The sequence below is a fragment of the Coprobacter secundus subsp. similis genome (assembly GCF_015097275.1).
Classification (GTDB): Bacteria; Bacteroidota; Bacteroidia; order Bacteroidales; family Coprobacteraceae; genus Coprobacter; species Coprobacter secundus.
Map to the genome: position 1 here is coordinate 1,626,088 of NZ_AP023322.1, position 15,545 is coordinate 1,641,632.

Annotated in this window: 13 protein-coding genes; all 13 read right to left on the reverse strand. The window is 34.6% G+C overall.

All coding sequences use genetic code 11. From position 1 onward, the window contains the following. On the reverse strand, nt 1-462 hold the full coding sequence (bcp, locus tag Cop2CBH44_RS06505) for a thioredoxin-dependent thiol peroxidase (protein ID WP_200755749.1): 462 nt from the start codon (nt 460-462) through the stop codon (nt 1-3). Between the two features lie 392 nt (nt 463-854). Further along, nucleotides 855-1,868: a radical SAM protein gene (locus Cop2CBH44_RS06510; protein WP_200755750.1), complete on the reverse strand. Its 1,014-nt coding sequence runs from the start codon at nt 1,866-1,868 to the stop codon at nt 855-857. A gap of 146 nt (nt 1,869-2,014) precedes the next feature. Continuing rightward, on the reverse strand, nt 2,015-3,211 hold the full coding sequence (locus Cop2CBH44_RS06515; RefSeq protein ID WP_200755751.1) for a saccharopine dehydrogenase family protein: 1,197 nt from the start codon (nt 3,209-3,211) through the stop codon (nt 2,015-2,017). Nucleotides 3,212-3,391: 180 nt separating this feature from the next. Further along, a complete protein-coding gene (locus tag Cop2CBH44_RS06520; protein ID WP_021931421.1) occupies nt 3,392-4,690 on the reverse strand; it encodes an inositol-3-phosphate synthase in 1,299 nt (432 codons plus the stop codon). 226 nt (nt 4,691-4,916) lie between these two features. Beyond that, the gene (locus Cop2CBH44_RS06525) at nt 4,917-5,624 is read right to left on the reverse strand and encodes an HAD family hydrolase (protein ID WP_200755752.1); all 708 of its coding nucleotides are present in this window, start codon (nt 5,622-5,624) and stop codon (nt 4,917-4,919) included. A 2-nt stretch (nt 5,625-5,626) separates the two neighbouring features. Next, nucleotides 5,627-6,556, reverse strand: coding sequence for a CDP-alcohol phosphatidyltransferase family protein (locus Cop2CBH44_RS06530; protein WP_021931419.1), 930 nt, complete (start codon nt 6,554-6,556; stop codon nt 5,627-5,629). Between the two features lie 6 nt (nt 6,557-6,562). Further along, nucleotides 6,563-7,465: an ATP-grasp domain-containing protein gene (locus tag Cop2CBH44_RS06535; protein ID WP_200755753.1), complete on the reverse strand. Its 903-nt coding sequence runs from the start codon at nt 7,463-7,465 to the stop codon at nt 6,563-6,565. A gap of 10 nt (nt 7,466-7,475) precedes the next feature. Beyond that, nucleotides 7,476-8,174: an NTP transferase domain-containing protein gene (locus Cop2CBH44_RS06540; protein WP_021931417.1), complete on the reverse strand. Its 699-nt coding sequence runs from the start codon at nt 8,172-8,174 to the stop codon at nt 7,476-7,478. Between the two features lie 302 nt (nt 8,175-8,476). Continuing rightward, nucleotides 8,477-9,580, reverse strand: a complete 1,104-nt coding sequence (gene pdxA / locus Cop2CBH44_RS06545; RefSeq protein ID WP_021931416.1) for a 4-hydroxythreonine-4-phosphate dehydrogenase PdxA — start codon at nt 9,578-9,580, stop codon at nt 8,477-8,479. 80 nt (nt 9,581-9,660) lie between these two features. Further along, nucleotides 9,661-10,710: a dual-specificity RNA methyltransferase RlmN gene (rlmN, locus tag Cop2CBH44_RS06550; RefSeq protein WP_200755754.1), complete on the reverse strand. Its 1,050-nt coding sequence runs from the start codon at nt 10,708-10,710 to the stop codon at nt 9,661-9,663. A 308-nt stretch (nt 10,711-11,018) separates the two neighbouring features. Further along, on the reverse strand, nt 11,019-13,154 hold the full coding sequence (locus Cop2CBH44_RS06555) for a peptidylprolyl isomerase (RefSeq protein ID WP_021931414.1): 2,136 nt from the start codon (nt 13,152-13,154) through the stop codon (nt 11,019-11,021). 109 nt (nt 13,155-13,263) lie between these two features. Beyond that, on the reverse strand, nt 13,264-14,526 hold the full coding sequence (locus tag Cop2CBH44_RS06560; protein ID WP_021931413.1) for a hemolysin family protein: 1,263 nt from the start codon (nt 14,524-14,526) through the stop codon (nt 13,264-13,266). Beyond that, nucleotides 14,523-15,215 (reverse strand): LPS export ABC transporter periplasmic protein LptC, encoded by a 693-nt coding sequence (gene lptC / locus Cop2CBH44_RS06565; RefSeq protein WP_200755755.1) that lies wholly within the window; start codon nt 15,213-15,215, stop codon nt 14,523-14,525. The genes Cop2CBH44_RS06560 and lptC overlap by 4 nt, the downstream gene beginning before the upstream one ends. Between the last annotated feature and the right edge of the window lie 330 nt (nt 15,216-15,545).

Here is a 15,545-nt window from a genome sequence, read left to right on the forward strand (position 1 = left end):
TTATCTTAATTTATCATCTAATATCTGTTCTGCATGTTGCTTCGTATCAACTTTATCAATAATTTTTTCTACAATTCCATTCTCATCAATCAAGAATGTCGTACGCAAAGTTCCCATATAGGTACGTCCAGCCATCTTCTTTTCTGCCCACACTCCGAACACCTGATTTAAAGTAGTATCTGTATCTGCAATCAACTGAAAAGGTAAATCCTGTTTTTCTATAAACTTTTGATGAGATTTTACAGAATCTTTGCTAACCCCGATAACCTCATAGCCCGCAGCCCTCAATCTTTCATATCCATCCCGTAGACTACATGCTTCGGCAGTGCATCCTGGCGTATTATCTTTAGGATAAAAGTATAATACCAATTTTTTACCTGCAAGATCTTTAGTTTTTACCTCTTCTCCATATTGATTTACTCCCAATATCTCGGGTATTCTATCTCCAACTTTTAATGCCATATTTACAACCGTTTATTATATTATTACTTTTCCAAAGATAACAAAAAATACTGATGCAACAACTGCAATACTATAGCGCCTCATCTTCCTATCTTTACATCGGCAAATATAAAAATGAGATATGCCAAATAATAGCATATATAAAATATTTTTATTGTATAATGTTCTATTCAATTTTTTTCTAAGTTAATTTTTTAGAAAAATATTCGAAAAAATAGACTCTCTACTCTAAACAAATCTAATTCCAAATACATTCTGCTATCTCGAAAATAGATAAACAGAAAATATATTTTAGCTTTTCTAAAAGACAAAAAAATAGATTCTTTTTCTATTAAAACTAATCACCAACAAATAAATATTAAACAAACACTTCTACAATAATATTTATCTTTTTATTCCACCGTATAATTCATTTTACGTGTTTTATTGACCTTTGTCCTTTTGAACGGAAGGCATATTTTTTTTATCAAAGACCACCCTAAATGATGCTTCCTCGAATACTGCTCAAAATTTTGCGTATGGTAATCAAAATCCTCTTTCCAACAAATATCAGGAGAAATATAACAATACGTCACATCACTTATCATATCGGAAGTTTCCTTACTTTGTAGTACACTCAGATTTTCTTTTGTTGGAGATATGCATATTATCCCACGCCGAACACACTCATCATGTAAAGGTTTTATAACAGATTCAAAATAAGAAAAAAGTTTCTCTAAAGAATAATTATTATATACCGTATTGCCTATATTCTGGATTGGTCGTAATTGTAATATATCGACTGGCAAATCAGGAAATATATTAAATAACTGAGAAAGTTCTTCTACATTATCCTCATTCATCGTATAATTTATCCGCAACTTAAAACCAGGATACTGTTGCTTTACTTTCATCGTTGCGTCTATCAATGCACAGAACTTTTCATATTTCCCATTAACCATCATGTACTCATACGTATCTTTTTTCACTCCATGCATAGATAAAGTCAACTCATCCAGCCCTGTAGCAACAAGCTTATACAAAGATTCGTAAGTCAAAATGTTCCCATTCGTAGTAAGCGAAATATAAGGAACTTTATACTGTTTACCCAAAGCGACTACTTTATATAAGTCCTTATACAAAGTGGGCTCTGCTCCACATCCTATTTGTAACTTCAATGCCCGATGATATAAAGACTTCGAAATAGCTTCAATATCCTGAAAAGCTAAACTGCCTTTCAATGTTTTTCTTCTTTCCTCATCACTGAAATAACACATACGACATCTGAAATTACAGGCCAATATAGGATCTATAAAAACTCCTATATAACGCTGACGGGTCAGATGTAAAAAATAAATACCTAATAATTTCAACCTTTGACTACGAATACGGGACGCTATACGCAAAAGATTATATATATTTTTCATGGATTTTTCTTTAAAATATTCTGTTCTGACCAACCTAAAAATATAATTGCCACTTCAGATACAGAAATAAATCCAATAATCAAAAAATTCTGTAATCTGAAATGACAATAATCGAAATAATAAGTCCTAAATAAATCTTTACAATATCAGACTTCCAAATCCTCATTAAATACCTCATGCCAAGGCAACCCTTGTTTATTAAGCTGCTCCATAAATGGATCGGGATCAAATTCTTCTACATTAAATACTCCCGGTTTTTTCCATAACCCCTTGAGGAACATCATTGCACCAATCATCGCCGGTACACCTGTAGTATAACTTACTCCTTGTGCACCAGTTTCAAGGTAAGCAGCATGGTGACTACAATTATTATACACATAATAAGTCATCTCCTTACCATCCTTGCCTATACCTTTTATCCGACAACCTATAGAAGTCTCTCCGACATAATTTTCACCTAACTCTCCAGGATTAGGCAATACGGCCTTTAGAAATTGTATAGGAACAATTTCCATTCCATTATATATAATAGGATCAATACGTGCCATTCCGATATTTTGAATTACACGTAAATGAGTCAGATATTCTTGCCCAAATGTCATCCAGAAACGAGCACGTTTTAACGTAGGATAATTCTTAACCAAAGATTCCAGCTCCTCATGATAGATTACATACGATTCTTTTGGGCCTATATTAGGATATGTTAAAGCTTTATGTATTTCATGCGGCTCAGTATATATCCATTTACCATTCTCGTAATATTTTCCCTTTTGAGTAACCTCTCGTATATTAATCTCAGGATTAAAATTAGTTGCAAATGCTTTACCATGATCTCCTGCATTACAATCAACAATATCAAGGTATTGCATTTCTTTAAAATAATGCTTTGCAGCATAAGCAGTATATACTCCTGATACTCCTGGGTCAAAACCACACCCAAGAATAGCAGTCAAACCTGCATCCTTAAAACGTTCTTGATAAGCCCATTGCCATTTATATTCAAATTTTGCCTCATCTACTGGTTCATAATTAGCTGTGTCGAGATAGTTCACACCACAAGCTAAGCAGGCATCCATAATAGTCAAATCTTGATATGGCAATGCTACATTAATGACAATATCGGGTTTATGCTCATTAAAGAGTTTTACCAATTCCTCTACATTATCCGCATCTACCTGAGCCGTTTTAATACGGTTACAATCTATTGCTTTTGCAATAGTATCACATTTCGACTTGGTACGGCTGGCTAACACAATTTCTGTAAACACATCAGGATTTTGCGCTACTTTATGAGCAACAACGGTACCTACACCTCCTGCACCAATAATTAAAACTTTTCCCATTTAAATAAATTCAGATTTTATTTGTTTATATACCTATCATCCTATTTCACCTGGAAATATTATACAAAGATAACATTATTTGGGCAATTCGCAAATCGACAAAAGATAGGAATAAAAAGTTAAAGTGAAGCTCCCAGAATATCCAGAAACTTCACTTTAACTTTTAATTAATCAATCTTATCAATCAATATATTCAACGGATTCTTCTCCAATAATATTACGCAACTTATCTTTCAACATACGATATTGAACAAACAAGTCGTGTTCCGGCTGTGTCTCAAGCGTATGCATTGGACTCTTAAAATAGAATGACAACCATTTCTGAATACCAGAAAAACCACAACGTTGTGCTAAATCAGTAAGAAGAACTAAATCTAAGCATAAAGGTGCAGCCAAAATAGAATCCCTACACAAAAAATCAACCTTCAACTGCATCGGATAACCCATCCATCCATATATGTCGATATTATCCCAACCTTCCTTATTATCTTTACGAGGAGGATAATAGTTAATACGAACTTTATGATAAATATTACTATAAAGTTCTGGATACAAATCTTTTTCAAGAATAGTATCAATAACCGATAATTTGCTGACCTCTTTTGTTTTGAATGAATCAGGATCGTCCAGAACCTCACCATCACGATTTCCCAAAATATTCGTCGAGAACCATCCACTCAAACCTAACATACGAGTCTTTAACATCGGAGACAATACAGTCTTCATCATAGTCTGCCCTGTCTTAAAATCTTTCCCACAAATAGGTACATTCTTCTGTTTTGACAGTTCCCAAATGGCAGGCATATCCACAGTCAAAGCCGGAGCTCCATTTATAAAAGGAACGCCTTCGGAAATAGCAGCATAAGAATACAACATACTCGGAGCTATTTCAGGGCTATTTTCCTTCATTGCCTTTTCGAATTTTGCCAAATCCATATGAACTTCACTCATCGGAATATAAACCTCTGTACTTGCGGCCCATATCACCACTAAACGAGAACAATTATTTTTAGCTTTGAAATTACGAATATCTTCACGAATTTGTTCCATCATATCCCATTTGGTCCCGGCTTCTTTCACCCAAGTACCATGCAAACGTTTTACATATTCCTGAAGAAATGCAGCTTTCATTGGTTTAATCGCAACAAGCTCGTCTTTTACTCCATCCAAATCTTTTTGTTCCAGAACCTCTGCATGCTTTGCTGCTTCATAAACATTATCTTCAAATATGTCCCAACCACCAAATACAATATCATTAAGATCGGCCAAAGGCACAACATCTTTAATTTTGGGAAATCTGTTTTCTTCTTTTTTTCCTAAACGGATATTGGCCAATTGGGTAATAGAACCAATAGGTTTTGCTAATCCCTTTCTTACGGCTAACGTACCGACTACAAATGTAGAGGCTACTGCTCCCCCTACACCGACAACCAAAACGCCTAACTTACCGTCGGCCTTTTTCACATTAATTTTTTCCATAATCTTGTTTCTTTAAAACAACTTTTTTAGTTGAATAAAATCGTTAGATAACTTTACTTCTGTTACCGGTTAATTTTTTAGTAAATATATATTCTTTTTTTATTCTGTAAAAGGTTTTTACGTTAATAATTGCCTTGCAAACTATAAAAAGCTAGAGATATGACCTTTCAATATATTTTTAAAGAAAAACAGAACAGTTTTATAATATACCTTTGCAAGAGCTATTTCATACAACTTTTAACAATATATTTTTTAAATCCCCAAAGCTATAAATAATATGCTCATGTTTGATTACATCTTCTTCGTCTGTCCAACCTTTTCCTTTCAGCCATATAGTTTGACATCCTAACGAAGAAGCCGGAACTATATCTTTTTTATAACTATCCCCAATAACAACAGTTTCTTGAGGTTTTAAACCCAAGGCTTCAACTCCGAGCTGAAATATTCGCGGATCGGGCTTACGTACTCCTACTATTGCAGATTCTACTACATGACTAAAATATTTATTCAATCCAAAATCCGTAAGTACAGTCTGTATATTCCCATAAAAATTCGATACCAATACCATTGGATAACACTCATTCAGAGAATCAAGAATCTTACAAGCTTTATTTACAGTTTTCCGAGCTTTATCATAGCAAAATCGGGCCATTTCAGTTGCATATTTTTTATAAACTAAATCCAATACTCCCTGCTCGATCAAATATCCTAGCTCCAAGTCTATTTTTATCTCCAATAAATCATAAAAATTGTACTCAGGTCTTATATACGGATGTTTTGCCAATTCCCTCTCTGCTAAAACATAAACATTCCTAAACTGAGACTTACTTACCGGAATGCTATACTGTAAATAGCTTTCCCACAAAATTTCACTCCAATGTACACCGTCAGAATCGATAGTCCCCCCGTAATCAAATATTAGTCCTTTTATCATAGTTATATGCCTTTCTCCAAGATTTTCTCCACAAAATTACTACATATTTTTTCATGACGGTTACGCATATATATCAACATAATATTCAATATCGATAACTCAAAAACAAAATAAAGCCAAACCTCATTTATAAACAAGGAAATAAATAAAGCAATAACCCGAGTGTTGAATGAAAGCATATTGGTATATTTCATCAATGGTTTACTTTGGGCTCTAAATGCTTCTCGAAATAAAACAGGAACTTCCTCTCCATACTTCGAGCGGATTATTTCTCTCAATCTTTGCATGCAAGACGTAAAACGCTCCTGATTACGAGTATACCCAATATAAAAAAACATTACCAATTTATTGATAAAATCTTTCTTCCAATTCATAGCTTTATAATTAGCTTCTAACTGGCATGAATCATCTAACTCACTACCTGATTTGCCTTTTACAAAAAATAGATGGAAATTACGATAATAATCTGCTAAAGCAGCCTGACGAATATGGCTATATCCTGCTACAGCACCTAACAAAAAAGCCCACAGTCCCCATCCTGAGTTCATAAGCCGTAAACACAATGATATATAAATAGTTATAAACCAAAGGTCTCCACTTAGTCCATCAAGAATACGTCCTAAACGAGAATATTGTCCTGTCATCCGAGCCAACTGCCCATCCGCACTATCATACGAATTAGCCCAAACTAACAACAACATTCCAATCACATTATACACCAAATCATCAAAATAAAACAATACCCCTGCAGCTATTCCGATGAATATTGAAGCTATAGTCACCACATTAGGTGTAATACCCAATTTTTGGAACAAAAGAGCCCACCTATACCCAATCGGACGATAAAACCACAAATCAATCGTCTCTTCTGTATCCATTGATTTTAAAGTTGCCTCCAACGGTACTCTTTCCTGTTTCCCCTTCTCTTTCATTTCCAATCAAGCCTCCTTTAGTATTGTAGAATATGCCCGTATCGACAACTCTTTTTCAATAACATTATGTACGCAACGAGCAATATGTTGTGACGCTACATCCCGGCATGGGGCAAAGCTGGGCCAATCATTAAAATCTATTATTTGTATATCTCCTTCAGAAGATATTATGCAATCTCCTCCAAAAACATGTACGTTAAGTACCTCTGAAGCCTTTTTACAAATAGACTGCATCTCATCTATCGAAAATGGGATTCCCACTGCTTTTCCATTAATTTGCTCATGTCCAAATTTACTATGATGCATATCAAAAGGATAGAACCAATAAAAAAAATCACTGTTGGCAATACCATAAAACTTAACTAAATCTCCCTCAAGATGCCTATTTATGACTGCTCGTCTTATACCTCTCAAAGCATATTCCCGAAGTATATCTTGTGCTTCCTCCGGATGCCTTACATAACTGACATCTTCTTTATGCATAGCATGAAAATCCCCCCGTTTTATCCAACAATTGATAAAACGTCTCTTTTCTAACTCTTCTTGTACTGGTGCCGAAGTAGAAACAATTATACTTTCAGGATAAGGTACTTCTGCACTTACCAAAAGTCTAGTCATCCTTTCTCGAGTACAATTTTCTATTCCAAATCCCGAATTAATAATAATTTTTCCTTCTTTCTCTAAAGCCTGAAGTTTCTTTATGGATGTCATCTCTCGACACATATTCACAATAATGGGTTCTTTTATCTCCGTTGTCTGAAACTCTTCTTCCGAATAATAATGTATTACATAACCCATACTATGCAAATGCTGCATTGTCTGCTCAAATATCGCAGCATCATTTCCTATATGATTAGGCGAATAAGCTCCAGCTCTTTTTACTCCGGCTATAACAGTATACTGGTCCATTTCTATCATTTTATCTTTTAACAAAAATTGCAGCCTTTTCTATATCGCCTGCATGATCAACATCAATAATTTTTGAAAAAGGATAGGCTTTTAGCTTCAATCCGTTTTCTACAAGACGACGTTGATAATTGCGCATACGAGAAACTCCTTCCATCATAGAATCTCTCAGAATATCCAATGCATTATCAGACAAGCCATAAATTCCTCCCGAAATATATCGTGCTCCCGAATATACAACATCCTTAAATCCGATGATATCTAAATTACCATCCGTTTCCACATAAAGAGGCTTTTCATCGTCAATATAATCCGTTACCGCCATGAGAGCATCAATATCAGTACTCTTATCAAACTCCGATACATATTCTGCAAACTCTTCCTCTCGGAACATTGTATCGACCGTGGTTAAAACAAATTTTCCTCCCTTTAAATAGGGAGTCAGTTCATAAAAACTATGCATAGAACTCGGAGTCGACTTTACGACAATATTTACAGGAACTGCTAATTTCAGCTCCTGAACATACTTTTGTACCACAGTCATCTCATTATTGACTATAATACTTATCGATTCTGCGTTATTTTCCAAAAAAATACGCAGCAAACGATCTATCATTGTTTCCCCATTTATTCTAACCAAAGGTTTAGGTTCTATTATACCTTCTTCAATCAATCGAGAACCCTCTCCTGCTGCAATTACTGCATATTTCATTATATATTACAATTATATTTCATTAGTGCAAATGTCCGTAATATTCGTTATCAAACAAAAGAAACTGTTATTTTTAACACTTAAATAATTTTACTCAGAAAACTCAAAAAACTTTTCTAGTAATCTAAATTTAATAAAAAAAACGACTTTACTAATAAATAAAAGGATTTAAACAAACAATAAAAGAAAACTTTCGGATACCTATGAAGTTTACATACAAAACCACAAGTATCCGAAAATCATAATATATGTTAAACAAAAAAATTTACTTACAGAATATTTTGCACAGCAATTATCCTCAATTACTCTTCTTTCTCTTCCTCCTCAAGATTCAATACCTCATTATCCCCACTCTTATCAAAATATTGTTTACGAAGAGGATTAGCATGAGCTTCTTTATAACGAGAACGGCAGCCAAAAACATCAATCGCTAAATACATAGCATGACGGAAAGACTCTTCAGAAGCTTTATTTTCTCCAGCAATATCATATGCTGTTCCATGTGCAGGAGAAGTACGTATAATGGGCAACCCGGCAGTGAAATTGACACCATCTTCCATAGCCAAAGTCTTAAACGGAGCTAGTCCTTGATCATGATACATGGCAAGAACTCCATCGAAATGAGTAAAATGGCCTGACCCAAAAAAACCGTCAGCAGCATAAGGTCCAAAACATAAAATACCCATATCTCCAGCCTCTTTCAACGCTGGGACAATAATATCTTTTTCCTCCGTGCCTAACAACCCATCTTCACCAGCATGAGGATTAAGAGATAGTACAGCAATACGAGGCTTTATAATCCCAAAATCTTGTTTCAGACAATGATTGAATACACGAAGTTTTTGTATAATATCTGTTTTAGTAATAAGTTCCGGCACCCGACTCAGGGGCACATGTCCCGTAACAAGAGCCACGCGCAAATGCTCATTCATCAATATCATTAAAGATTTACGCCCTTTCCCTAATCTCTTCTCAAGAAATTCAGTATGCCCAGGAAAATCAAAATTTTCAGACTGTATATTATGTTTATTAATAGGAGCTGTAACCATTACATCTATGACACCTCTTTCTATATCTGCTGCTGCTGCTTCAAGAGCCAAATAAGCAGCCTGTCCCGATTGTAAAGTTGGTTTTGAAAGCTCCACTTTCGTTTCTTCATCAATACAATTAATAATATTCAACTTCAAATCCGAAGCTTGCTCTGCAGAATTAATGATATTAAAATTAAGAGAAGGTAAGTCCAGTGCTTTACGATGATAAGCTGCAACTTTAGGTGAACCATAAACTATTGGTGTACATACCTCTACAATTCGAGGATCGGATAAAGTTTTCAATATTACTTCATATCCTATCCCATTTATATCTCCTTGGGTAATTCCTACCCGGACTTTATAATTATCTTCCATTATACTATATTTCTATTCAAGCTCTAAGTTAATATTTATATTGTAAAAAAAAGCATTTTAGCAAAAAATCTACAAACTCATTATTCCCTTAATTTCATCTTCTGCGTTCTTGCAGTAGACAACATTCCACATGCAGCAAAAATATCTTCACCCCGAGACGAACGGATCGTACAAATTATACCTTTTCTCGTAAGATAATTCCTAAATTGCACCATGGAAGACTCATCCGAAGTCCTTAATGCCACATCAGGAATTGCATGAAAACGTATCAAATTTATACGACAATGCAAGCCTTTCAATAAGCGTACAAGTTCCTCTGCATGCCTTAACGAGTCATTTAATCCTCTAAACATAATATATTCAAACGAAAGCCTACGCTGTTTCGAGAAATCATACTGTCGAAGTTTTTCAATAATTTCATATTCCGGATATGCCTTTTCTACAGGCATCAAAGACAATCGCTCTACAGGAAAAGGAGAATGTAAGCTTACAGCTAAATGACAATCGCTTTCTTTTAAGAACCGTTCCATTCCCACACGATGCCCAATGGTAGAAACCGTTATCCGTTTAGGACTCCAGGCAAATCCCCATTCCGAGGTCAAAATAGAAAGTACTTTCATCAGTTCATCAATATTATCGAACGGCTCTCCCATTCCCATAAATACCAAATTGGTAAGAGTACGGCTCTCCGGAATAGATATTATCTGATTCAAAATTTCATTTGCCGTTAAATTACGAGTAAAACCCTGTTTACCTGTCATACAAAACAAACAATTCATTTTACATCCGACTTGTGACGAAACACAAAGTGTTGCCCGCTCCTTATCTGGTATATAAACCGCTTCCACCGAACTATCATGTGAAGTGGCAAACAAGTATTTTACCGTACCATCTACCGAACGCATCTCCTGAACTGGCGCAACATAACCCACATCATACTTTTCCAGTAATTTCCCTCGATTCACTTTTGACAAATCGGTCATTTCATCAATCGAATTTACTCGCTTTTCATATAACCAAAATACTATCTGTTTTGCCGTAAATCGAGGCATTCCCAGACTCTCTACAACTTCCGTAATTTCAGAAGCTGACATTCCAGCCAAATGCTTTTTTTCTGATTTATTATCCATATCGATACAAAAGTAGAAATAAATAACGAATGTTTGAATATACCTATTACTATAAATGAAAGCTTTTTAAAAACAGATAAGATTTTACATGATAGATAAACAATAAAACTAACTTATTAATATAACTGTGATTATGCACTACCAACAAAAAATGTCAACCAATGTTATACGAAGATAATATCTTAAAAAATCATTATCTGAACCATTGGAAAAAATTGATTTCTTATCAGAAAAGAAACAAAATAATATAAAAAGCGAGGGTGCATTTAAATGCACCCTCGCTTTTTATATTATTTTGAATCAGAAAATCAGAAGAATTTAATACGATTATCCTCTATTTCTGCTTTATCCTTCATAACATTTATCAATTGACTGGAAATAATCTGATTGACAGATTGCATATACTTTTGTTTTTCTGTATCTGCATTCATCGGTTCCTTATTTTCTGTCTTATTATATACTGAGAAAACATAGACTCCATTATTTCCTTTTACAGGACCAACCAAAGTATTTAAATCAGCATACGGAGCTTTTGCAGTCAAAACCGGTTCGAACCCCACACCGGCAATAGCATTTACAGCAAAACTAACAAATTTAGCTGTATCAATACGCGATTTCATAGCCTGAGCATAAGCATCAAGACTCTTTACATTTTTACCTTGCAAGTCATTCATGATTATTTCAGCTTTCTTATCAGCCATTAATTTTGCTTTCAATTGAGGTTCCACCTGTTTCACATCGGCATAACCTTCTTTCTGCACATCAGCCAAGGCTGCAACCATGAATTTATTCTCGACATTATAAATCTCTGAAATTGCTCCCTTCTTAGCATTAAAAGCCCATTTAATTGCCTGACGAGCGTCGTTGATGTTACCCAAACTTACATCATCTCGAGTAAGATTGGCCGTAGATACGATATATCCCTTATCTTTCGCATTTTTCTCAAATGATTCGACATCTGTATTCGTAGCAATATATTGACTTACGCCATTATACAACGTACTATATGTCTCGGAACTAGGACGTACATTCATAACCAATTGTGCAACTTTTGCTTTTGCTACCGGTGCGGTACGTTCGGTCACTTGTACGATGTGGCGACCATAAGGAGATTCCACAGTCATATATCCAGAACCGTTACTATTAAATATAGCATTTACAAATTTTTGTCCTAATTGAACAGCTGAAGTTTCAGTCATCCAACCCAAATCCCCACCATTCTGAGCAGAAGATTGATCCACTGAAAATTTTTGAGCCAACTGAGCAAAATCGCCCCCATTCTTTAAAACATTCAACAAGCTATCAAACTGTGCAGCCGTCTGCTCGTCTTTTTGTAAGGGATACATAATATGACGTACCTTAACAGAATCAGGAGCCACAGTCTTACCCATCAACCGATACATCTTATAGGCATTATTTACAAAAATAGGACCTTCAACATCATTAATTTGAGCATTAGCCACAAAATTTTTCATATCGGTATCCATACTACGCTCTGCCACATAAGCATCAGTATAAGGCACATCTGTATTCAGGCTCAACATACCAGCAACATCCTGCGTCGTCGTAAAAGTATTTTTGAGATTATTTATTTTTTCTTCTGTAATCTTATAATCCCCTTCACTAGGAACTATATCTACAGAAAAATACTTCACAACGCGTTTCTCATCCTGCTTAAAATTTTCTTTTTCTTTATTATAAAGCTCTTTTAATTCCGAATCACTAATTTTTACAGTAGAATCGGGAATTGAAGAATATGACTGTACTGCATAAGCAAAATCTGCACTCACCTTACCATTCTGATAAGCAGCTTCGATATCCAGCTTATTGGCCTGTACCGACTTTGTCATCAAAGTAAAGAATTTCTCAACTTGCCGTTGCTGCTTCACACTCTTCTCCATATCAAGCCACATCTTACGTTGTTGAGATATTTGCTCAGCAGTCTCTGGATTTTGAGCTTCAGGACTATTCTCATTCAAAATAACATTCAAAAAGTTCAACAATACTTGTTTATCAAAAACTCCAGTCTGAGGGTTAGTAAACAATTGTTTTACCTGAGGAACTATATTATCACCTTGTAATAAATCTGCCAATTCTTCTTTCGATACTGCAATACCCAACTTATCAGCTTCTTCTTCCAGCAAAACCTCGTTGATCATCTGGTCAAAAACCTCTTTGTTGATACGAGCAGCAGACCCTTCAGGAAGAGACATACCATATCTCTTATACATATTCTGCATTTCGTCAGTACGGGCTTGTACTCTTGTTTGAAACTCCTCTGTCGTAATTCTCTTTCCATTGATTACTGCCACCTTATCTTGATTCATCCTAAAGAAAGTGTGGCCTGAATTCAATAAGTCTCCAACGATAAACGCAAGTAATGCTACACCGATAACGGTGACTAACAGCCCTGCTTTACCTCTGATTTTCTCTAACGTAGCCATTTACTAGTTTATGTTTATTAGTTTTATTTTTTGTTTTCTTATTTCAAGTAAGCGCACGAAGATACAAAAAATGCCTTTATATCCGTGATGAATAATAAAAAAAAATCGTTTATTTCTCCATTTTCATTCTGACAATCTCTATTTTTGTTGCATTCCTCTTTAGTATTTTAAATTTATAAGGTCCAATCTCCACAATCTCCCCCTGTTGTGGTATAGTTTTATGATGATACAAAATATATCCTGCTATAGTCTGATATTCATCAGATTCAGGTATCTCCAAATCATACATCTCATTTATTTTCTCTATTTCCAATCGTCCCGAGAAAAGGTACTCATTTTCACCAACTTTCTGTGATACATAATTACGAATATCGTGCTCATCTTCTATATCACCACATATTTCTTCAAGGAGGTCTTCTAATGTAATAATACCACTGGTCCCGCCAAATTCGTCTATCACAACAGCAATACTTCGTTTCTGCTGCATCAAGCTTTTCATCAATTTCGATGCCAACATAGTTTCAGGCACTTGCAAAATAGGTTTTATATGAACACGCCAATCTACTGATTGCTTAAACATTTCAGAAGAATGTATATAACCAACTATATCATCAATATTCTCTTTATAAACAATTATTTTAGAAAGGCCTGTCTCTATAAAAGTCGATATAAGCTCTTGCCTCATTGTCTTATCCCTGTCTACAGCAACAATTTCGTTTCTGGGTATCATACAATCTCTTAACTTGACATTAGAAAAGTCTAAGGCATTCCGGAATATCTTCATTTCAGTCTCGACTTCCTGCTCATTATCTGCTTCATCAATACTTTGCTGTATGAAAAAATCAAGGTCGACTTTGCTCATTGCATTCTCTTCCTGATGGTTTGATATTTTAACCCCACTTAGCCACAACACTCCTTTTGAAAACAAAGATGTCAATTTCGAAAGAGGATATAAAATCAAATATATCGGATACACAGGTAATGCAAAAAAACGAAGTACCGAATTCGGATTTATACGAAATAAAGTTTTAGGAAAAAATTCGGCAGTCAACAAAATAAGCAAGGTCGATAACAATGTTTGGCTTAACAAAACAAATATATCATTATCATATATATAAGACAATACAGGAGAAAGTAATTCAGCCATACCAATACCATAAATCACTAATGCAATATTATTACCCACCAACATAGTAGAAATAAATTGTTCCTGATGATGATAAAACAAATTCAACACTCGGCCCAAAAGAGTTTCCTTCTTCATATCCAGTTCAAAACGAACCCTATTGGACGATACAAAAGCAATCTCCATCCCTGAAAAAAAGGCTGAAAAAATCAAAGATACCACTACAATCCAGACAATAGCCGTCATCGAGCTCCTCCTTCCTGTTTAGGTGCATAATGTTTAGCATTATTTCGAGCAGCCATACGAGCACTATCATTTTTTTGAGAAGACTGAGCTTCGCCTTCTTTCATAGGAAAAATTCCATTAGTCTGTTTTATTGTATAACGCGTCATAGATTCATTAGAAACGAAACCCTTCCCTTCGATTATTTTATCAACTCGCTGAATATGAATATCACTATCCGAATAGATTTCTTGTTTGCGTTGGTTCCAAAACAGTTGTTGAGTAAGGAATATTTCATCTTTCACATTTTCCATACGAACATTACCATTCAATTCCCATAATTGCTTATTCTTATGATAAATAGCTGTATCTCCAATAATAAAAGCTTCTGTCTTAAAAAGTGAATCAAATTGCTCGACATATATTCCTTGAGGAAAATACCAATACGGCTCATCTGCATTCTCAAACATCAGCCATTCTTTAGCAACTATTTTATAACGAGTTATACCCGAATCCGAAATCATTGTAGTCACATCAAGTGTACGCAGAGTAGGAACTTTCTTAATATCGGTAAACCCTTTAACTACTTCATTTTTTATTTTTTTCTCACATGAAGAAAAGAAAACAGATACAAAAACTGCGACAGACAACGCGACATATATACCTGCCAACGTCTTATTTCGAGTATATGTTGTAAATTCAGAATTACCCATTCACTTAGATTTTGCCTCTTTTCAAAATAATTCACTATAAAAGGCAATATTTTGATTACAAATTTAGCGAATTCATGATATAGAATCTAATATTTATATCAAAATTTAACAGATCCAACTATTTTCAAACTTCATTCCATAGCTTAATTATAACAAAATAAAAATAACTCGCTATTTTTTTAAAGTACATTCCATATCTCCACTTTACACCTCATTATTACCCTCAATAATGAATTAGATTCACAAATAAATAATAGCTAATCAAAAACTTTCGTCTACTTAAAACAGCAAATAATACATTCCAAAATTCAACAAATATTTAGCCTTTAT

What these genes read in the sequence shown, in the direction of transcription:
- bcp (WP_200755749.1), bottom strand. Translation starts at nt 462, where the DNA reads ATGGCATTAAAAGTTGGAGATAGAATACCCGAGATATTGGGAGTAAAT.
- Cop2CBH44_RS06510 (WP_200755750.1), bottom strand. Translation starts at nt 1,868, where the DNA reads ATGAAAAATATATATAATCTTTTGCGTATAGCGTCCCGTATTCGTAGT.
- Cop2CBH44_RS06515 (WP_200755751.1), bottom strand. Translation starts at nt 3,211, where the DNA reads ATGGGAAAAGTTTTAATTATTGGTGCAGGAGGTGTAGGTACCGTTGTT.
- Cop2CBH44_RS06520 (WP_021931421.1), bottom strand. Translation starts at nt 4,690, where the DNA reads ATGGAAAAAATTAATGTGAAAAAGGCCGACGGTAAGTTAGGCGTTTTG.
- Cop2CBH44_RS06525 (WP_200755752.1), bottom strand. Translation starts at nt 5,624, where the DNA reads ATGATAAAAGGACTAATATTTGATTACGGGGGGACTATCGATTCTGAC.
- Cop2CBH44_RS06530 (WP_021931419.1), bottom strand. Translation starts at nt 6,556, where the DNA reads ATGAAAGAGAAGGGGAAACAGGAAAGAGTACCGTTGGAGGCAACTTTA.
- Cop2CBH44_RS06535 (WP_200755753.1), bottom strand. Translation starts at nt 7,465, where the DNA reads ATGGACCAGTATACTGTTATAGCCGGAGTAAAAAGAGCTGGAGCTTAT.
- Cop2CBH44_RS06540 (WP_021931417.1), bottom strand. Translation starts at nt 8,174, where the DNA reads ATGAAATATGCAGTAATTGCAGCAGGAGAGGGTTCTCGATTGATTGAA.
- pdxA (WP_021931416.1), bottom strand. Translation starts at nt 9,580, where the DNA reads ATGGAAGATAATTATAAAGTCCGGGTAGGAATTACCCAAGGAGATATA.
- rlmN (WP_200755754.1), bottom strand. Translation starts at nt 10,710, where the DNA reads ATGGATAATAAATCAGAAAAAAAGCATTTGGCTGGAATGTCAGCTTCT.
- Cop2CBH44_RS06555 (WP_021931414.1), bottom strand. Translation starts at nt 13,154, where the DNA reads ATGGCTACGTTAGAGAAAATCAGAGGTAAAGCAGGGCTGTTAGTCACC.
- Cop2CBH44_RS06560 (WP_021931413.1), bottom strand. Translation starts at nt 14,526, where the DNA reads ATGACGGCTATTGTCTGGATTGTAGTGGTATCTTTGATTTTTTCAGCC.
- lptC (WP_200755755.1), bottom strand. Translation starts at nt 15,215, where the DNA reads ATGGGTAATTCTGAATTTACAACATATACTCGAAATAAGACGTTGGCA.